Consider the following 20,421-nt stretch of genomic DNA (forward strand, 5'->3'; position numbering starts at 1 on the left):
AAAGTGCAGCCGGCCGTCAGGCAGGCTGCACTTTTATTGTCACAGAACAGATATGTATATAGTCAGGCTCCATGGTGAGTGTATATTTTACTCTGACATGGATCCTGTCTTTACGGGCTCCTCTCTCAAGAAGAGCGATCTTCTCCGTCCGGATCACCATAGGGATCCGGCCAAAAGGAGTAGCATAATCGCATTTCACTGCAGGCAGGGAAGGGTCAAATATCATCCTGGTCCTGACAGGGCCGCTGCGTTCCAGCTCGAGCAGTGTCCGCGACAGAAACAGGCTGATCTCTTCTTCCGGGTCTTCAAGGCTGCAGCAGCGGAATTCATAACCGTCCCCGCTGACAATCTGCACTCCCCTGTAAACAGAGATCATCTCCTGCGTATTCCCGTCCGGATCCGTCTGTCTCCCCTGAATGGTCAAAAGGACCTGACAGGAATCCGTTTTTTTATCAGAACCATCGGCTTTCATTCTGCTCCCCTGAACCAGACGCACATCCAGCGGGCACACTTCACGTCTTACACTCTGAAAACAAACGCATATCCCGCGGACACATTCCTCCGTCTTACACTCTGAAAACAGACGCATATCCCGCGGACATTTTCCCCCATCCCGCACTCTGAAACCAGACGCGTATCCTGCGGACATGCCGTCTCTGTTTCATCTTTTGTCCGCGCCAAAGCCCGGCTCCGGAGAATACTTGTAGATATCTATTTTTTCGGCGGAGAGAATCCCGTACTTAATGATGGAGTTGGCAAACTGTCTGAACTGGCCTGCCATGTCACTGACATAAAAACGATACTGGGGTTCGGAACTGCCCAGAGCAGGGCGTTCTCCTGCCAGCAGGGAGTGCTCTTCGAGAAGGCGGCGGAGCTCCACCGCAGTCTCATAGGCAGGGTTGATCAGCGTGACCCCTTCACCTGCCGCCCGCCCGATCGTTTTTCGGATCAGGGGATAATGTGTGCAGCCCATGATAAGGGTATCGATCTCCTGATCAAGGAGCGAAGCCAGGTAGCGGCGGGCGATCTCATCCGTCACGGGATCTTCCCACAGGCCCTCTTCCACAAGAGGCACAAAGAGGGGGCAGGGTTGTCCGAAGACCTTTGCTTCAGGCATGATCTGCCGGATATACTCCGTATATGTACCGCTCAGGACAGTGGCCTTGGTGCCGATAACACCGATCCGGCCGTTCCTGGTGCTGGAGACGGCTGTCTTGGCCCCCGGGCGGATCACTCCGATCACCGGGACCGGGCATTCCGGCTCTATTTCCGGAAGAGCATACGCGCTCGCCGTGTTGCAGGCGATAACAATCGCCTTGACATTCTGTTCAAGCAGAAAACGGACGATCTGACGGGAATAACGGGTAACAGTTTCCCTGGACTTGCTGCCGTAGGGCACCCTGGCCGTGTCCCCGAAATATACGATCTTCTCTTTGGGCATCTGGCGCATGATCTCTCTGGCCACTGTCAGCCCTCCGATCCCGGAATCAAACACGCCGATGGGCATTTCTGCATTCAGTTTTCTGTCTTTTTCCATATACGAACACTACTCTTCCAACTACGGAGATCCAGGTGCAGAAGCCTCCTGGCGGATTACTCTTTCATCTCCTTATTGCTGCATTTTGCGGATCTGGCTGAGGATGTAATCGCGCTGCCGGTCAATATGATCCCTGGCAGCTCTGGAGGCAGTCTCCGAGTCTCCCTCGAGGACGGCCTGACAAATCACCCGGTGTTCTTCGATAAGCTCTTCGTAATGAAGATCGTCCCGGATATACTCATAACGGAATCTGTAAATCGTATCGGCCAGACCTGTCATCACCTGATCGAGCCTCCTGTTTCTGGCGGCCGCTGCGATGACATCGTGAAAATGGACATCGTTCTCGGCGATTTCCTGCTGGTCTCCAAACCTGGTACTGGCTTCAAATGCGTCTCTGGACCGGATAAGCTCCTTTTTTTCCTCTTCCGTGATCCTCTGACTCGCCAGAGAAGCACACAGCTGGTCAAGAGCACTGCGCACTTCCATCACATCCTGCAGGTCCTCTTCCGTTATTCTTGCAACGCGGGCCCCGCTTCCCGGCGTGATCGCCACCAGTCCTTCCAGTTCCAGTTTGCGTATCGCTTCCCGGATCGGCGTTCTGCTCGTCCCCAGGATCTTTCCCAGACGTACCTCGGTCAGCCTCTCACCCGGATGCAGTTTCCCCGTCAGGATCAGTTTTCTCAAGGTCAGAAAAGCCGTCTCCCGTAAAGGTATGGACTGCTGATCATCCAGCGTCGGCATCGCGTCGGGAATCACAGCCAGAAATTCCTTTTCACTACTTCTCCTCTTTTTCTGCTCTGGCATAAGCACCTCCATCAGCAGCTCTTGCACAGCACAATATCACCGGACCGGCCTGCATACAAAGGTCCGGCATCCAGCTGCCATTTCTGTCTGCAGAAAGGCTCCCCTTGCCACTTCTGCCATCTGTTCTGTCTCAAAAATGGAATAGACTGTCGGTCCGCTCCCGCTCATACGAGATGCAAGAGCTCCGGCATTTATAAAATAGTCTTCAATCCTGCCAATGATTGGAAGACTCCCCCCTGTAATTATCTCCAGTACATTTTCACAGCGGCGCGCAAGCCCCCCCAGGTCGCCCGCTGCAAGGGCCTCGATCTGGCCGTCGATATCCGGATGCGGATAGCTCTCCAGGGCATCCAGAGCCCTGTAAACCTGAGCAGTCGAGGCGCCCGCTTCAGGCTTGACCAGTACAATGGCACATTCCGGCATGGGCGGCAGCGGTGTGAGGATCTCCCCGATCCCTTCCGCCAGCCTGGTCCCTCCGGCAATACAATATGGAATATCCGCTCCCAGCTTTACCGCCAGCTGCATCAGTTCCCGGTCTGTCACCTCCGGAAGAAGGAGGTCACGGACAGCACAAAAAGCCGCTGCGGCATCAGTGCTGCCTCCGGCTAGCCCTGCCGCCATGGGGATCCTTTTTGTCAGACGGATCTCCACATCTGCACACAGGTCATAGGTCTCCTTCATCATCCTGACGGCCCGGCAGATCAGATTGTCTCCGCCGGCAGGTGTAAGCCCGCTCTCATCACAAAGAACGATCACGCCGCCGCTGCCCGGGTCAACGGGTTCTTTCACAGTAAAGGTAAGGGTATCGTGCAGATCGATCTGCTGCATGATCATCCGAAGCAGATGATATCCATCCTCTCTGGTTCCTGTCACATCCAGACCGAGATTGATCTTCGCAAAGGCGTCCCTGGTCACTGTTTTTATCATGCAAACACCCCTTGTCTGCCGCGCAGCGGGCACTTATAGAAAGTTCATAAATACTTATACTTACAAATACTTATACTTACAAATACTTATAAATGCGTTTACATAAATGCTTTTAAAATGATTATAGAAAACTTATAAATAAATTTATAAATAACCTTTATAAAAAAGCTTATAAAAAGCTTGTGAAAAGCCTTGGAAGCCTGGAATCGATGGTACCCGCTCAGGAATGAACGATCCCTGTCAGATCTGCGGCGCGCTCTATACCATGGGAGGCGCACCATTCCTCCATCCCTTTTACGATCCTGACCGTCGTGCAGGGATCGTGGAAATTCATGGCTCCCACAGCGATCGCAGAGGCACCCGCCATCATAAACTCGATGGCATCCTCAGCCGTAGCGATCCCTCCCATGCCGATGACGGGGATCGATACCGCCTGGGCTGCCTGCCATACCATACGCACCGCGACCGGTTTGATCGCGGGTCCCGACAGCCCTCCTGTCTTATTGGCCAGGACAAAAGACTGCCTCTCAATATCTATTTTTATCCCGGTGATCGTATTGATCAGGGAAATCGCGTCCGCACCGCCGGCTTCCGCTGCTTTTGCCATCTGTGCGATGTCCGTCACATTGGGAGTCAGCTTCATGATCACGGGCTGCGCCGCCTCTTTTTTTATCCTCTGCGTGATGTCATACAGCATATCCGGATTCTGACCAAAAGCGATCGCTCCCTCGCGGACATTGGGACAGGACACATTGATCTCAAGCATGTCGACAGCTTCATTCCGGAGCCTGCGGACCACATCCAGATAGTCCTCGACGCTCCTGCCGCAGACATTGACGATCACCTTCGTGTCCACAGTGCTCAGAAAAGCGAGGTCGCGCTCCACAAATACCTCGACACCGGGATTCTGCAGTCCGATGGCATTGAGCATACCGGCACTCACCTCAGCGACACGCGGAGTGGGGTTTCCCGGCCAGGGGACATTGGAGACGCCCTTGGTCACGACCGCCCCCAGACACCCGAGATCGATAAATTCCGAATATTCCAGGCCGGAGCCAAAGGTCCCCGAAGCTGTGAGGACAGGGTTTTTAAAAGTGACGCCCGCAATGGTCACAGACATATCAGGTGCCTTCATTCTTGCTCCTCTCTCGGAAACTGTAAAAACGTGTATGTAATGAGGTTTTTTTTGTCAAAATCTCCTCAGTCCAGATCTACATCGTCCGCCATAAAGACAGGTCCCTCGACGCAGACTCTCGCATTATTCACGCGGGAATGGGCGTCTGTGCGGGTCGTCTTTGTCACACAGCCCAGACATACACCGACTCCGCAGGCCATTCTCTCTTCCAGGGACAGGTAAGCGGGGATTCCCTTTTCTCCGGCATATTTTTTGACAGCCCGAAGCATGGGAAGCGGACCGCAGGCACAGATCACATCCGCTGCAGTACCGTCCGCCCGGACCGCGTCCAGTACATTACCCTTTGTCCCGGCGCTGCCGTCCTCTGTGGCGATCAGGACACGGGCATAGCGTTCCATCTCCTCCCTGAGGAAGAAACTGCTGTCCCTGTATCCCAGTGCCGCGGTGACTTCTGTCCCTGTTCCTTCCCGGTCCCCGCTCAGACGGGCAGCCAGTTCCAGCATCGGAGGGATCCCGATGCCGCCTCCCAGAAGGAGCACCCGTTTTCCCTGAAGTGCGGAGAGATCATATCCGTTCCCCAGGATGCCGAGCATGTCGATCCGGTCTCCTTTCCTGAGATCCGTAAAGGTCCGGGTCCCTTTTCCTGCGGCGCGGTATACAAAGCGCAGAGCTCCCTTCTCCCCGTCCCACCTGCAGATGCTGATGGGGCGCATGAGCAGCAGGTCCCCGGCTGCGGGGTACAGCCCCGCAAACTGGCCCGGCAGGATCTTTTCAGGTATATCTTCAGGCGCATAGGCCAATTCAAGTGACCAGATCTCCCCGGTCAGCCTGCGGCTGTCCAGGACTGTCATCTCAGTCTTTTTTTTCATATGCAATCACTCCAGGATCTGTTCGATTCAGCACGGAACCCGGGGATCCTTCGCGGTTCCCTGTGCAAAAGTCTGAACGTGACACAGTCGGTCTTATACCTGTCTAAATCAATTCTTTATTGCGCGCATAGGTCTCCATCATGAGATTCCGGACCCTCTCTGAAAGCTCCTTCTGCTCATCCCGGCTCAGCGAGTCCGTCTCGATGGGAGCGCCGAATTCGATCACGACACGCGCCGCTTTTATTTTGGGGAAATGGTCTTCCAGAACATCCCCCATGCCCACGATCGTAACGGGAACGATCGGAGCCTTTGGCTTTGTAGCTATCTTAAAGCTGCCCGCATGGAAGGGAAGGAACTCCCCTTCTGTTTTAGAGCGGGTCCCCTCCGGGAAGACAAACATCGAATGCCCTTCCTTCATCAGCTCGATCGCGCGCAGGATCACCTTCAGGGCCTGGCGGTTATCCGTTCTGTCCAGAAAAAGACAGTCGATATCGGTCATCAGAAAGCCCAGCAGCGGGATCTTTTCCAGTTCGATCTTGGCGATAAACCCCACGGGAACCGGAATCAGGGATCCCGCCAGGATCACGTCGAGCAGGCTCCTGTGATTGCCCACAAAGAGGGCCGCTCTGTCTGTCGGGATATTCTCCGTCCCGATCACAGTCGCTTTGGCCCCGGTCATGAGCCAGGCCAGCTTCATCCCGCCCCTGACATAACCGCTGATCAGCTTTGTCGGTCTGCTCCCGCTGATCTTTTCTATGATCCATACGATCACATGCATAACAACGCCGAACAACAGCACCAAAAACACAACCGCCAGTGTCAGCACATCACGGATCACCCACATATTATTATTTCTCCATATACAATGTCCTGCCCCCGGGGCAGGAAAAGCTCAAATTTCAGTTAATTTCGGAAAAAGGATTGTGCGTAAAAACGCTTTTATTCATCAAAATAGTATACCACATGGACACATGATTTAAAACCAACAAAAATATCCTTCCATATTTGCTCAAATAGATTCAATTGTATATTCCATGTATATTCAATTTTCCTTTCCGGAAACAGGCGCCTCGTTCAGGACACTGGGCACCCGGATCCGGGGCTTTTTACAGGAAGCCGGGTCTCCACACCAACACGTTTATCTGCAGGTCCTTACGTTTTTCCAAACCTGGAAACCCGGGTGATTCATCTCACAAAAAAATGCAGGCCAGACCAGTTGTGGTATACTGGAAAAAACCTCTTTGACAGCCGGAAAGCGGCTGTGTTATTGACGCTGTTATTGACAATATTATTGACTATGCTATTTCAGTACAGTTCCTGACGAAAACAATACCGTGGAAAGGATTTGCCATGCTTGTGATCAAAAACGTGTATCTGTATGACCCCGCCTCCGGAATCGAGCAGGAGACCGACCTGTTTATCGAAGGAGGCAGATTCCAAAAAATCATAAAAAGCCCTGCGCCCGGCAGTGTTCCGGCTCAGGACAGCGATGCGGAAGCAGACCCCCGTTTCCGTTTGATCGACGGGCGGGGGCTGTGTGCGGCGCCCGGTCTGATCGACACCCACGCTCATTTCCGGGACCCCGGCTTCACTTATAAGGAAGATCTGCACACTGGTTCTCTGGCTGCTGCCCGGGGCGGCTATACCAGCGTCATTCTGATGGCCAACACAAAGCCTGCCGTGGACTGCGTCCCCGTCCTTCAGGATATTCTGGAGAGGGGAAAAAAGGAACAGATCCATCTCTACAGCTGCGCCAATGTCACCGTCGGAATGCAGGGAAAAGAAGTGGTCGATTTCGACGCTCTCGCCCGGGCCGGGGCGGCGGGCTTCACAGACGACGGCGTTCCCGTCATGGATGCGGCCATTCTGGAAAAAGCCCTGAAGCAGACTGCAGAACTGGGACTTCCGGTAAGCCTGCACGAAGAGGACAAGACCCTGATCTCCCAGAACGGGATCAACGGAGGCGGCACAGCGGCGCAGGCCCTGGGGCTTGCCGGCTCACCGCGCGAAGCGGAGATCTCCCTGATCCGCCGCGATCTGGAGATTGCCTTAAAGACCGGCGCGCCGCTCTGCATTCAGCACATATCGACCGCCGAGGGCGTGGAGCTTGTCAGGAAGGCCCGCAGGCTGAGTCCCCTCATCCACGCAGAGGCGACTCCCCATCATTTTTCCCTGACGGAGGAGGCGGTTCTGAAGTGCGGGACTCTGGCCAAGGTCAATCCGCCTCTCCGGACAGAAGAAGACCGGGAGGCGATCATCGACGGGCTTGCGGACGGTACGATCGACCTGATCGCCACGGACCACGCGCCGCATGCGGACGAGGAAAAGGCAAAGCCCTTTGTCAGCGCGCCCAGCGGAATGATCGGCCTGGAGACGGCGTTCTCCCTGGGCCTGAAAAACCTGGTACAGACAGGCCGCCTTGACATGCTGCGGTTTCTTGCCTGCCTGACCTGCCATCCTGCATCTTTTTATCATCTGGATGCCGGCAGAGTGACAGAGGGAGCTCCCGCAGACCTCATCCTCTTTGACCCGAAGGCATCGTGGACAGTGCAGAAACCCTTTGCCTCCCGGTCCTCCAACTCTCCTTTCCTGGGAGAGAAGCTCCCCGGTGTCATCCGGTATACGATCGCCGGCGGAGAGATCATCTATGAGGGCATTCCCGGGAATCAGGGTACCCTATAAACAGAGCTGTAAAAAACCCGCAAAAGGCTGCGGCAGAAAGCCGCATAAAAGGTTGCATAAATGGCTGCATATAAGTTGTATAAAAGCTGCATTCCGACCGCTTTATGTCAGAATGCAGCCGAATGCAGCAAAAGTGAAATACAGTAAAAGAAAACTACAGTAAAAGAAAACTACAGCAAAAGAAAACTACAGTAAAAAAAACTACAGTAAAAGAAAAATACAGCAATAGTAAAAATGCCGCAAGGCACCGGAAAGCAGCTGCTCAGCGCAGGATCAGGGCCATCTTTCTCAGAAGCTCCTCCGTCTCCTGGAGCAGGGTCTCTTCATCTTTGATCGTTTTTCCGGAGACAGGGTATCTGAGCTGAAACTGCGGCTTTTCCTTTATCATAAAGGAAAGGCGTCCCCTGTATTCTTTGACCAGGACAGGGATCTGGTCCGCCCTGATCCCTCTGGCCCGGGCCTGAAGAACGATCCTCAGAGATCCGCCTCCTCCAGTGAGCTCCTCGATCTCCAGCAGTCCCGCCACGGACCGGATCAGGGCCACGCGCAAAAGGTTCTGGGCAGGCAGGGGAATTTTGCCGAAGCGGTCCATGAGCTCCTCCCGGACATCCTCCACATCCGCTGAACTGCTGATGGAGGCGATGCGTTTATAGATCTCCAGCTTCTGTTCCTCATTGACGATATAGTTTTCTGGCAGGAAGGCATCCACCAGGAGATTTACCGTCACCTGGATCTCCTCCCGGGGCTCCTCTCCCTTCGCCTTCCGGACCGCCCCCTCCAGGAGCTTGCAGTAGAGGTCGTAGCCGACCGCCTGCATATGTCCGTGCTGGACCCGGCCCAGGATGCTCCCCGCTCCCCGGATCTCCAGATCCCGCATGGCGATGCGGTATCCGCTTCCCAGATCAGTGAACTCGCGGATGGCAGCAAGCCGTTTTACAGCCTGTTCTTTGAGGATCTGTCCTCCTTTGTACATCAGAAAAGCATAGGCGGTGCGGCCTGTCCTGCCCACGCGTCCCCGCAGCTGGTACAGCTGGGAGAGGCCCATCTTTTCCGCGTCGCTGATGATGATCGTGTTGACATTGGAGATATCCAGTCCCGTCTCGATGATCGTTGTCGAGACCAGGACGTCGATCCCTCCGCTGATGAAATCATACATGATCTGTTCCAGCTCGGATTCTTTCATCTGCCCGTGGGCATAGGTCACACGGGCCTCCGGGACCAGATCCTGCACTTCAAGAGCCGCCCGGGCGATGTCATTGACACGGTTGTGGACATAATAGACCTGGCCTTTCCTGGACAGTTCCCGGACGATCGCCTCTCGGACAAGCTCCTCATTGTACTCCATGACGAAGGTCTGGATCGGCACGCGGTCCCCCGGGGCCTGTTCCAGAACGCTCATATCCCGGATCCCCACCATACTCATGTGGAGGGTGCGGGGGATCGGTGTCGCCGACAGGGTCAGGACATCCACATCCTCCTTCATCTTTTTGATCTTTTCCTTGTGGGTCACGCCGAAGCGCTGCTCCTCATCGACCACGAGCAGTCCCAGATTTTTGAATGTCACATCCTTTGAGAGCAGGCGGTGGGTGCCGATCACAATGTCCACCGCACCCGTCTCCAGCCCGTGGATCGTCGCTTTCTGCTCTTTGGACGTTCTGAATCTCGAGAGAACTTCAATATTGACGGGGAAGCTGTGCATCCTCTCCGTAAAGGTATTGTAATGCTGTTGTGCCAGGATCGTCGTGGGGACGAGGACAGCGACCTGCATGCCCTCCTGGACCGCCTTGAAGGCGGCTCTGACTGCGATCTCCGTCTTGCCGTAGCCCACATCTCCGCAGATCAGGCGGTCCATGATCCGCCCGCTCTCCATATCCCGCTTCGTATCCTCGATGGCTGCCAGCTGGTCCTCAGTCTCCTCAAAGGGAAACATCTCTTCCAGCTCCCGCTGCCAGACCGTGTCTTTTCCATAAACATGTCCCTGCCTGGCCTGGCGCTTTGCGTACAGTTCCACAAGGTCATCCGCGACCTCCTCGACGGATTTCTGCACGCGGCTGCGGGTGCGGGTCCACTCCTGTGTTCCGAGTTTATTGAGTTTTGGCTTTTTGGCCCCCTCCGCCGCCGCATATTTCTGAAGCGTCGACAGCTCAGTGGGCATAATAAAAAGCACGCCGCCTGCGCCGTACTCGATCTTCAGATAGTCTCTGGCGATATGCTCCACAACGATCTTTTCCACGCCCCGGTAGATCCCGATGCCATACTGCTCGTGAACGACATAATCGCCTACCTTGAGCTCGGAAAATTTCCTGATCTGCTCCCCGCCGTCATAGCGCCGGACTTTTTTCTTTTTCTTTTTCTCCTCTCCAAAGATCTCCGATTCTGTCAGCACGGTAAATCCGATCTCCGGATAGGCAAAACCCCTGCGCATTCTCCCCGCGAAGGTCATGACTTCACCGGGCAGGAGTGTTTTCAGTGTGTTCTCCCGGTAAAACGCCGTGACTCCGTCTGCCGTCAGATCCTGGGCCAGACGTTTTGCCCTCGTGCGGGAGGGAGATACTATGATCGTACGTTCCTTCTTTCTTCTGAGGCGGTCGAGCTCCTCCCGAAGTTTTTCATAGCTCATCCCGGAGAGCGAGGCCTCCCGCGCATGGATCTGCACTGCCTTGTCAAAGCGCAGAGAAAGCCTGCTGCCATTGCCGGCAGTCCCATGAACAAAACCGCTGTCCGGAAGGGTGATCTGTACGTCCTCTTTTTCCGGCGCGCCTGCCAGGACGGCCAGTCCCGCCCTGCGGTACCGTTCCAGATGGACGATCACATCCCATGATTCCCGGATCAGGTGCTTCTGGCCGGGCAGGATATATCCCTTCAGGGCTCTGCCGGCCATGCTCTCGGCGAACTCCTCCTCCACCGCAGACGCATGCTGGAGGATATGTATCGGCTCGTCAAAAAAGACCATTGTGTTTTCCAGAGGAAACAGGTCGAGAAAGCTCTCTGTCATCGGATAGAAATATTGGATAAAGCTCTCCAGGCCGGTAAAGGACCTGAGCTCCCGCGCTTCCTCCGAGATCCTGTCGATCTCTGTCCGGAGCCGGTGAGCCTTCTCCGGGTCATTCTTCTCCCTGAATCCGGCACAGACCTGGTCTGCCTCTTTCTTTATCCTCTTAAGCCCGTCGAAGAGCCGCCTGTCGTCCAGGACCATTTCCGTCGCCGGAAAGACCCTGATCACCTCCAGCTGCTCCACAGAGCGCTGGCTCAGGACGTCGAAGCTGCGGATCGTATCGACCTCATCCCCCCACAGCTCTACGCGGATCGGATTTTCCTGGGTCAGATCAAAAATGTCCAGAATATCCCCGCGCACAGCAAACTGACCGGGGCGCTCTGCCTGGTAGTTTTTTTCATATCCCATGGAGACCAGCTGTCTGATCACAGCCTCCAGATCCACTGTGTCCCGTCTCGCGATCTCCAGGATGTTGTCCCGGAAGACCCAGAGCGGGATCTGGGGTGTCAAAAGAGCCGCAAACGTCGTGATGACGGTCACTGGCTTTCCCTCCAGGATGCGTCTGAGACACCGGAGCCTCTCCCGGTCCACCTCACCTCCTCGCAGGTCTGCCTGATAAAAAATGAGATCTCTGGCGGGAAACAGGGCAGTGTTGCGGTCATACAGGGCGCAGTCCTGGGCGATCTGTCTGGCGCGAAGGTCGCTGTAGGTGAGCACCAGGCGGAAACGAGCGCTGTCCTTCAGGCTCTCCTCCCTGCTCAGCGCAAAGATCAGATGCGCCTTCTGTGAATCCACGCAGCTGTCCGCGAGGGCGCCCGGCAGGTGCCGGTCAGTCTCCCCCCCGGTTTCTCCCTGTTCAAGACATGTTTTAAGCTCGATATAGGCTTTTAAATCCTCAAGCGGATCTGTAAAAACGTTCATGTCACTCCTCATCCAGAGCCGGCGTCTTCTTTTTCCTGTTTTTAGGTGTATTGTAGCGGTTCATGGCGATGTCGACGCCGTCTGAAACCATGCAGGCCACGGCTTCCGCCGCCTTCCCGACCGCTTCCTCCATCACCTTTTTTTCTTCCGATGTAAAATGCCCCAGCACATAGTCCGCCAGGTCGAAGGAGGGATCCGGTTTTGCGCCGACGCCAATGCGGATCCTGGGAAAGTCCCCGGTTCCGAGATGCTGGACGATATTTTTGAGTCCGTTGTGGCTGCCTGCGCTCCCTTTTTTGCGGATCCGCAGATGCCCGGTCTCCAGATCGATATCATCCGAGATGACCACCAGGTCCCGGGAAGGATCCGCCTTATAATAATGCACGATCTCCTGCACAGCCTCCCCGCTCAGATTCATATAGGTCATGGGTTTGACCAGGATCACCTTCCGGTCCCCGATCCTGCCCTTGCCGATCATGGACTTGCCAAAGCGGTCCGGTCCGCCTATATGCCAGCGGTCCACCAGCTCATCGATCACATCAAAACCGACATTGTGTCTGGAGCCGTCATATTTTCTGCCCGGATTGCCCAGGCCGACAATGATAAAAAAAGAATCCATCTGTACCTCTGTTTTCAGAAATAGTCTGAAAATGCTCTGACGAAATATTCGAAAACATTTTCAGAGACAATCCGGAATGACCCGGACATACAGTAAGGAGGGAGCGCCCAGGGCGCCCCCTCCGGAATGTGTGCCGCCAACCGCGGCTGTTGATTTGTCATCTCAGTGGTGCCTGTTGTAAATGCTATGCTGTCTGTACCGCAGCCCCCATCCTATTCTGTCAGTGCGCCTTCCTCCTGAAGTGCGCTCTCCTCATAACTCTTTAAAATTATCTCCTCCAGCATACTTCTTGTTTCGGAGTTGATCGGATGCGCGATGTCTCTGTATTCGCCGTCTGCCGACCTTTTACTGGGCATTGCTATGAACAGACCCTTTTCGCCTTCGATCACCTTGATATCGTGGACGACGAATACATTGTCAATCGTGATAGAAACGACTGCTCTCATCTTGCCTTCTCTGGCAATTCTTCTCACTCTTACATCTGTAACATGCATAGCGTTCTCCATTTCTAAATGGTATATCGTTCTCCCTTTTCTATTACGATCTTTATACCATTTTCACCTCTGTAACAGGAATTAGCCTGAATGGTGCCGCCGCTTTCCACGATGCAGTTTTCTATAACAGTGTTGTCTCCGATGTACACATCATTCAAAATTAAAGAATTCCTAATTACACAATTATTACCAACATATACCTGCTGGAACAGTATAGAATTCTCTACCGTGCCATTAACGATACAGCCGCTTGAAAGCAGACTGTTTCTGATTTTAACACCGACATTGTACTTTGCCGGAGGGAGATCTGCTGCGCGGGAATGAACATCAGGATACTGCCGGAAAAAATAATCCCTGATCTCCGGCTTCAGGAAGTCCATATTGGTCCTGTAGTAATCATCAACAGAAGCGATGTTGCTCCAATACTCTTCCATACGGTATCCGTAGATCTTCTTCAATCCCCTGTAACGGATCAGTATATCCTGCACGAAGTCATAACGGTTCTCATCAATGCATCTCTCCAGAAGCTCGATCAGGAGACGCCTGCGGATCACATAAATACCGCAGGAAATCGTGCTGTACTGTGCGACGACAGGTTTTTCAACAAAATCCTGGATCCTGTCGTCCTCATCCATACGGACTACTCCATATCTCTCCACATTAAAATCATCGGGCATTTGTTTGACTACAACAGTAATATCCGCTCTCTTTTCAACATGCCAGGAAAGCACTTTATTGTAGTCCATCTTGTAAATACAGTCCCCGGATGCTATGACCACGTAAGGCTCATGGGATGTCTTCAGAAAACTGATATTCTGTGCGATCGAGTCTGCCGTGCCTCTGTACCAGTTACTGTCCGCATCTGCAAAAGAAGGTGTGAACAGGAACAGACCGCCCTGCTTGCGCCCGAAATTCCACCACTTCGAAGATGCCAGATGTTCATTGAGGCTTCGTGAGTTGTACTGAGTCAGTACCGCAACCTTCTGGATGCGGGAATGCTCCATGTTGCTGAGGGCAAAATCTATGCTGCGATAGCTTCCCGCCACCGGCATGGCACAGACTGCTCTGCTCTGTGACAACTCCTTTAACCGTTTACTGTTTCCGCCTGCCAGTATAATGCCTATTGCTCTCATATCGCGTCGTCCTCCTCCAGAGAGTTCCGCAGTTGTCATTCACAAGTTGCTGAGCCCCGGGCATATTGCGCCTTCCGCGCAATCCGACCGGGCGGCCGTGTCAGGGCATCTGAGCCTCGACCTGCAGTGTTTTACCGCTGGCAAGCCTTCCGCCGGGGTAATCCTCCTCCCTAGTCTGTCCGGAGATCATGACATTCTTGCCGATCCGGACACCTGCAGGGATCACCGAATTCTCCCCGATCGTGACCAGTCCGCCGCAGTAGATATCCGGTCTTGACTCATTGGGAGCTTCCTCCCCCTCTCCAAGAACAGCACCATCGCCAATAACCGAATTCTCTGCGCAGATGACCTTATCCAGGATACATCCGGCGCCGATGACCGCACCATTCATAATAATGGAATTGCGGACAACGCTTCCCTCTCCGATAGTGACATCGCACCCGATCACAGAACTGTAGACCTTCCCATAAACTTCCGTCCCCTCTCCCGCGATCGTCCTTTCGATCTCGCTGTCGGGCCCGAAAAACTGGGGTGTGATAGATGTGCTTTTTGTATAGATCTTCCAGTACTCTTCGTACAGGTTGAACTCAGGTACAATGTCGATCAGCTCCATATTGGCTTCCCAGTAGGAAGTGAGCGTACCGACATCCTTCCAATAACCGTTAAACTCGTAGGCATACAGGGGATATCCTTTCTCCCTGCAGTACGGAATAACATGTTTGCCGAAATCAAGGCCTTCCTCATGCCTGTTCGCAAGCAGAGCCTCTTTCAGTGTCTTCCAGGTAAAAATGTAAATGCCCATGGAAGCCAGATTGCTCCTGGGATGCTCCGGTTTCTCCTCGAAATCCGTGATCCTTCCCTCTTCGTCCGTGATCATGATACCGAACCGGCTTGCTTCCTCCAGCGGCACGGGCATGACAGCGATCGTCACATCCGCCCCGTTCTCCTTGTGAGACTCAAGCATCGCTTCATAGTCCATTTTATAAATATGATCGCCGGACAGGATCAGGACATATTCCGGGTGGTAGCTCTCCATATAAGAGAGATTCTGATAAATCGCATTGGCAGTCCCGGTATACCACTCCGTGTTCTGGATCTTTTCATAGGGCGAGAGCACAGAAACACCGCCGAGATTCTTGTCAAGATCCCAGGGAATACCGATCCCGACATGGGCATTGAGCCTGAGGGGCATGTACTGAGTGAGGACACCCACCGTGTCGATCCCGGAATTGATGCAGTTACTCAGCGGAAAATCTATAATTCTGTACTTGCCGCCAAAAGATACAGCAGGCTTTGCCACATCCGATGTCAGGATGCCCAGCCGGCTTCCCTGTCCGCCAGCCAGCAGCATGGCGATCATTTCTTTTTTTACAACCATCTTAATCCTTCCTCTCCTGTTTCCAGTGCATCGCTCAGAAAATATATATGAATAACACGCCTGATACTCCCCTGGTTCTGCGGAAATATCCGAGAAAACGGAGGTCATGGAATTGGAATTCACATGAATCTTCTGAATGAAGCACTGCTATGTCATTCCCGGTTTGCTCAGGGACGGACTAAAAAAGCGACAACCCGGCCGCTGCTGCCCGGAACCCTTCCGGGTTCTGCGCGCCTGCAGCCTGAAACATTCACATGTTATCATCAAACATGAAAATATCAACATGTAAATGATGAAAAGTTTAAATAAAATTCACAATAATGAATAAAAATGTTCGCAAATAAAATTATACCACAGTGTGAATGGAAATGAAACCGCACATTATTAGATACATTTTATTTTTTGTCTCGATGAGTTTCAGGATGTGTATTACAGGATTAACTTGCGCGAGGGAAAAATGTGGTGTACATTTGTTACGCGGCTGCAGGCCGCATTATCATACAGCATTTTTATGAAATGCTGTGATTGCTGTGGATCCTTAAGATCCGTACATCCCTTATCCGGCTGCAGATCACAATATCCACAATATCATCCTGTAAGGAGTTTATTTATGTATCAGATCGATTTCAACCACCCCGTCCACGTCCATTTTGTCGGAATCGGAGGAATATCCATGAGCGGCCTGGCGCAGATCCTTGCCAGCGAAGGCTTTACCGTCTCAGGATCTGACAGGGCCGCTTCCGAGATCACCCGTACCCTGGAAAACTCCGGGATCCGGGTCATGATCGGACAGCGGAGAGAAAACATCACGAAAGACATCGACCTGGCGGTCTTCACCGCCGCCATTCATCCGGACAATCCGGAGTATAAAGCTGTGCAGGAAATGAAGATCCCGGCCCTGACAAGGGCGGAGCTTCTGGGTCAGCTCATGCGCAACTACCGCCTTCCGGTCGCTGTCAGCGGCACACACGGCAAGACGACCACCACCTCCATGCTCTCCGAGATCCTGCTCGCCGCAGGGACGGACCCCACCCTGTCCATCGGAGGGGTCCTGCCGTCTATCGGGGGCAATGTCCGGGTCGGCGGCGGAACTTATTTTGTTGCAGAAGCCTGCGAATATACCAACAGCTTCCTGCAGATGTACCCCCTGCTGGGCATTATCCTTAATATAGAAGAAGATCACCTGGATTTCTTCAAGGATCTCGACGATATCCGGCACTCTTTCCACCGCTTTGCCCGGCTCATTCCCGGTGGCGGCGCTCTGGTCATCAACACGCAGATTGAAAACTGGCAGGAGATCACGGAGGATCTTTCCTGCGAAGTGGTAACCTTCAGCGGGGCGGTTCCGGAAGATGCCGGGACACCCGCCGCACAGTATTATCCCTCCGACATTCATTTTGACGGCCTGGGGCATCCATCCTTCACCCTGCACGGGCCGGCACAGTACGGGGAGCCTGCGCAGATCCGTCTGCACGTCCCCGGCCTGCACAATGTCGGCAATGCCATCGCGGCCGTCGCGGCGGCAGACAGGATGGGGATCTCCCGGACCGCAAGCGCGCAGGGGCTCGCCGCTTTCGGAGGGACCGACAGGCGCTTCCAGTACAAGGGGACCAGGAACGGCTTTACGATCATCGACGATTACGCCCATCACCCGACAGAGATCGAGGCGACCCTGCACGCGGCACAGGCCTGCCCCCACGAGAGGATCGTCTGCATTTTCCAGCCCCACACCTATTCACGCACCAAATCGCTCCTGCACGGATTTGCCCGCGCCCTCTCCCTGGCGGATACCGTCATTCTGGCGGACATTTATGCCGCCAGAGAGACTGACACCCTCGGCGTCAGCTCCATGACTCTCAGGGACGAGCTCCTGAGCCTGGGCAGCGACTGCCTGTATTTCCCCACTTTTGAAGAAATCGAAAAATATATTCTGGCAAATTGCCGAAAAGGAGATCTGGTGATAACTATGGGAGCCGGAAACATCGATCAAATAGGGACAAACCTGCTCTCCTGAAACAGTTATCAACATCTTTCACATCTTCCACCCTCCCGGCTCCCGTTTTCCATTGTGGATAACAGGCGGCCGGGAGGGTTTGATTTAACTGTTTTTCCCCGATTATCCACATTTTCATCATTTTCCACATTTTCAGGAGTCATCCGGAGCCTTTCCTGCCGCCGGAATTTTATCGTCAGATTGTCCATTACCAGAGGGCGAAACCTGTGTTATAGTAAAGCTCCACGAGTTCTACAGACAATATTGGTCCATTTGTTACAAGTCACACCAACGCCAGCCTCATAACAGGTGTTTTCACGCGTTTTTTGCGTGAAAGCCCGGGTTAAGCGGCGAATGCCCATCCCCGAAGGGGATTTTGAACGGGCATTCGCAACGTCACATGGCCACAGCCTGGACAGGTTGTGACCAGTAACGTCCACTTCACCAACAGACACAGAAATCTCATCATCTGACCGGAGGGTATCAGACGTGTTCACAGTATACAGCGACAGCAGATCGGATTCGACAATGGTTTCGAACCTCTTCATAGACGAATATATGAAAAACGCAAACGATGCACAGATCAAGGTGTATCTCTATCTGCTGCGCATGACCGGGGCACACCGGACGACAAGCATCTCCGATATGGCGGATCTGTTTAATCACACAGAAAAGGATGTCGTCCGCTCTCTGCGCTACTGGGAACAGAAGGGGCTTCTGGATCTCACTTTCAAAGGGGAGGACGACCTGGTGTCCATCCGCCTGTGCCGGCCTGCGGCCATTCGGGAAACCCCGGATCCCGCCCTGCGGGTCCTGCCCTTTTCCTCACAGTCCGGAACTTCCCTGACCCTGGACCGGCAGCTGGCAGCCGGCGGCAGCACACTGCAGATCGGCAGCCGCTCCGCTTATGCAGCCTGCAGTTCAGGGAGCCCTGTTGTCGGCAGGCCAGACAGCAATACCTCCCGCAATTCAGGCGGCATTACAGCCCGCAGGTCAGGTGGTATTGCAGGCAGCAGCCGGGAAGACCGTTCCGGCTCTTTCAGAAAACAGCGCCCCGCTGAAGGGGGAACACCTGCCGGAGAAAAAAAGCCCGCAGATCTCCTTGCCCTGGAGAGCTTCCGCCTGAATCCCGGGCGGAAACAGCTCCTTTTCGTCATAGAACAGTATATCGGAAAGCCTCTTTCCATGAATGAGATCCGGGTCATTTATCATATTTCCGAGGATCTGCGCTTTTCCGACGACCTGATCGATTACCTGCTCCAGTACTGCGTGGACAGGGGAAAGAAGGATTTCAGATATATTCAGGGCGTGGCCGAAAACTGGGCAAAAGAGGGAATCCTGACACCCGCCCAGGCGGAGTCAGCCACTGCTGCCGGAAATGCCGCCGCAATGGACGGCACTGCCGGAACGGGGAAAAAGGGCTCCGGTATGCAGGGCGCGGACAGGAAGACCCCTGACAGGAAAAAGGAAGGATCTTCCCTGCAGACACAGCAGAGAAAGACTGCAGGTTATTCCCGGGCCGCGAACAGCTTTAACCAGTTTGAACAGAACAGTTACGATTTTGACGCCCTCGAGGATGAACTTCTGGGTGTTTCCGCCTCCGGCCTGCCCGGGAACAGCGTCTCAGAGACCGCCCAGAGATAACAGGAATAACAGAGATAACAGTTCAACAGTGCACCCGGGGGTTGGCGACAGCGTTTCACGAGCCACAAGACCCTCTCGGGGCCGGTCACCGATTGACTGATTGCGATTGACTGATTAACGAAATAGCAGGAGCAGACGTGTCATTAAACAAAGATCAGTACGACAATATCATGGCGGATTATGCCCGGATCCGGGACCGGCACCGCAGGGAACTGGAAAAGCGCCGCACACAGGCCTATGCCCGCATCCCTGCTCTGCAGAAACTGGAGGAGCAGACACCGGCCCTGGCTGTGGACCAGCTGCGCAGGCGGCTGAGATCCTCCGCGGGGTCATCCGGGCCTGGCAACGGCGCGGGCAGCATCCCGGGAGCCCCCGCAGACCGGAAGGATCAGAAGACTTCCTTTAGGGAAACAGCCGCACAGATCACCGCCAGGCGGATCCGCCTCCTTACAGAGAACGGTTTCCCGGCGGATTATCTTGAAATGAAGTGGGACTGCCCGGACTGCCGTGATACCGGTTATATCGGCCGTGAAAAATGCCACTGCCTGAAGCAGCGGGAAATCTCCGTTCTCTACAATCAGTCCCGCCTGGAGACACTGGCTGCCGGGGCGGACTTCTCCCTTTTGTCCGAAAAATATTATACCGGAGAAGATCTGGACCGCTTCAGGAACGCACTGCGGGTCTGCAGAATTTTTGTTGAGCAGTTCGATACTGTCCACCGCAATCTGTACCTCTACGGCACTGTGGGGACCGGTAAGACCATGCTCTCGGTCTGCACCGCAAAAGCTCTGATCGAAAAGGGCCGGTCCGTCCTGTATTTCAGCGCAGCCTCTCTTTTTGACCGCCTGGCGGACTGCACCTTCAGCAGCGGTTCGAGGGACGGACTGCGCGGTTTTCTGGATGACCTATATACCTGTGATCTTCTGATCATAGATGATCTGGGAACAGAATTCACCAATGCTTTCGTCGCCTCTCAGCTCTTTACCTGCATCAGCGAGCGCGAGCTCAACAGGCATTCCACGATCATATCCACAAACCTTTCTCTCCGGGAACTCCAGGCCCGCTATTCGGACCGTGTCTTTTCGCGGATCACGAGCACCTATGAGATCTGCAAGATCACCGGAAAGGATATCCGGCTCCAGCGGCGGAGACGCGGCCGATACGGCTGATATTTATTCATACATGTTTGCGGGCACCCGCCCATGGCCACAGGTATAAACAGCCTGATAATTTATGTTTATGCCGCTGATTTATGAATAAAAACCAGTACTTTTTGCAACTGTCTTGTAA

The 20,421-nt window shown here is 54.0% G+C and carries 16 protein-coding genes; 4 read left to right on the forward strand and 12 right to left on the reverse strand.

The genetic code is table 11. The features are described from left to right. Positions 1 to 16 precede the first annotated feature (16 nt). The 7 genes from BLT02_RS02080 to BLT02_RS02110 form a co-directional block, all read right to left on the reverse strand. On the reverse strand, positions 17 to 472 hold the full coding sequence (locus BLT02_RS02080; RefSeq protein WP_175453646.1) for a DUF1934 family protein: 456 nt from the start codon (positions 470 to 472) through the stop codon (positions 17 to 19). Positions 473 to 661: 189 nt separating this feature from the next. Beyond that, on the reverse strand, positions 662 to 1,537 hold the full coding sequence (murI, locus tag BLT02_RS02085) for a glutamate racemase (protein WP_175453647.1): 876 nt from the start codon (positions 1,535 to 1,537) through the stop codon (positions 662 to 664). 72 nt (positions 1,538 to 1,609) lie between these two features. Continuing rightward, positions 1,610 to 2,341, reverse strand: coding sequence for a GntR family transcriptional regulator (locus BLT02_RS02090; RefSeq protein WP_175453648.1), 732 nt, complete (start codon positions 2,339 to 2,341; stop codon positions 1,610 to 1,612). Between the two features lie 36 nt (positions 2,342 to 2,377). Beyond that, a complete protein-coding gene (gene ispE, locus BLT02_RS02095) occupies positions 2,378 to 3,268 on the reverse strand; it encodes a 4-(cytidine 5'-diphospho)-2-C-methyl-D-erythritol kinase (protein ID WP_092991212.1) in 891 nt (296 codons plus the stop codon). Between the two features lie 220 nt (positions 3,269 to 3,488). After that, positions 3,489 to 4,403: a dihydroorotate dehydrogenase gene (locus BLT02_RS02100; RefSeq protein ID WP_242869675.1), complete on the reverse strand. Its 915-nt coding sequence runs from the start codon at positions 4,401 to 4,403 to the stop codon at positions 3,489 to 3,491. A 65-nt stretch (positions 4,404 to 4,468) separates the two neighbouring features. Then, positions 4,469 to 5,272, reverse strand: coding sequence for a dihydroorotate dehydrogenase electron transfer subunit (locus tag BLT02_RS02105; protein WP_092991213.1), 804 nt, complete (start codon positions 5,270 to 5,272; stop codon positions 4,469 to 4,471). A 103-nt stretch (positions 5,273 to 5,375) separates the two neighbouring features. Beyond that, positions 5,376 to 6,116, reverse strand: coding sequence for a lysophospholipid acyltransferase family protein (locus BLT02_RS02110; RefSeq protein ID WP_092991214.1), 741 nt, complete (start codon positions 6,114 to 6,116; stop codon positions 5,376 to 5,378). 506 nt (positions 6,117 to 6,622) lie between these two features. On the opposite strand from BLT02_RS02110, the gene BLT02_RS02115 reads away from it, so the two are divergent. Next, positions 6,623 to 7,954 carry a dihydroorotase gene (locus tag BLT02_RS02115; RefSeq protein WP_092991215.1) on the forward strand — a complete coding sequence of 444 codons (1,332 nt, stop codon included), beginning with the start codon at positions 6,623 to 6,625 and terminating at the stop codon, positions 7,952 to 7,954. A 262-nt stretch (positions 7,955 to 8,216) separates the two neighbouring features. Here the strand turns inward: BLT02_RS02115 and mfd are convergent, their stop codons facing one another. From mfd to BLT02_RS02140, 5 genes are all read right to left on the reverse strand, one after another. Beyond that, complete coding sequence (mfd, locus tag BLT02_RS02120; RefSeq protein ID WP_092991216.1) at positions 8,217 to 11,870, reverse strand: transcription-repair coupling factor; 3,654 nt, start codon at positions 11,868 to 11,870, stop codon at positions 8,217 to 8,219. Between the two features lies 1 nt (position 11,871). After that, positions 11,872 to 12,489, reverse strand: a complete 618-nt coding sequence (pth, locus tag BLT02_RS02125; protein ID WP_092991217.1) for an aminoacyl-tRNA hydrolase — start codon at positions 12,487 to 12,489, stop codon at positions 11,872 to 11,874. Positions 12,490 to 12,701: 212 nt separating this feature from the next. After that, a complete protein-coding gene (gene spoVG / locus BLT02_RS02130; RefSeq protein WP_092991315.1) occupies positions 12,702 to 12,983 on the reverse strand; it encodes a septation regulator SpoVG in 282 nt (93 codons plus the stop codon). 14 nt (positions 12,984 to 12,997) lie between these two features. Next, positions 12,998 to 14,116, reverse strand: a complete 1,119-nt coding sequence (gene glgD, locus BLT02_RS02135; RefSeq protein WP_092991218.1) for a glucose-1-phosphate adenylyltransferase subunit GlgD — start codon at positions 14,114 to 14,116, stop codon at positions 12,998 to 13,000. A 100-nt stretch (positions 14,117 to 14,216) separates the two neighbouring features. After that, on the reverse strand, positions 14,217 to 15,494 hold the full coding sequence (locus BLT02_RS02140; RefSeq protein ID WP_092991219.1) for a glucose-1-phosphate adenylyltransferase: 1,278 nt from the start codon (positions 15,492 to 15,494) through the stop codon (positions 14,217 to 14,219). A 610-nt stretch (positions 15,495 to 16,104) separates the two neighbouring features. On the opposite strand from BLT02_RS02140, the gene murC reads away from it, so the two are divergent. The 3 genes from murC to BLT02_RS02160 all read left to right on the forward strand — a co-directional run bounded on the left by murC (position 16,105) and on the right by BLT02_RS02160 (position 20,300). Beyond that, positions 16,105 to 17,508, forward strand: a complete 1,404-nt coding sequence (gene murC / locus BLT02_RS02145; protein WP_092991220.1) for a UDP-N-acetylmuramate--L-alanine ligase — start codon at positions 16,105 to 16,107, stop codon at positions 17,506 to 17,508. 468 nt (positions 17,509 to 17,976) lie between these two features. Further along, positions 17,977 to 19,131 carry a DnaD domain-containing protein gene (locus BLT02_RS16725; RefSeq protein WP_242869676.1) on the forward strand — a complete coding sequence of 385 codons (1,155 nt, stop codon included), beginning with the start codon at positions 17,977 to 17,979 and terminating at the stop codon, positions 19,129 to 19,131. Between the two features lie 137 nt (positions 19,132 to 19,268). Continuing rightward, positions 19,269 to 20,300 carry an ATP-binding protein gene (locus tag BLT02_RS02160; RefSeq protein WP_092991222.1) on the forward strand — a complete coding sequence of 344 codons (1,032 nt, stop codon included), beginning with the start codon at positions 19,269 to 19,271 and terminating at the stop codon, positions 20,298 to 20,300. Positions 20,301 to 20,421 lie beyond the last annotated feature (121 nt).

It is taken from the genome of Sarcina sp. DSM 11001 (genome assembly GCF_900101015.1).
Lineage (GTDB): Bacteria > Bacillota > Clostridia > Lachnospirales > Lachnospiraceae > CAG-791.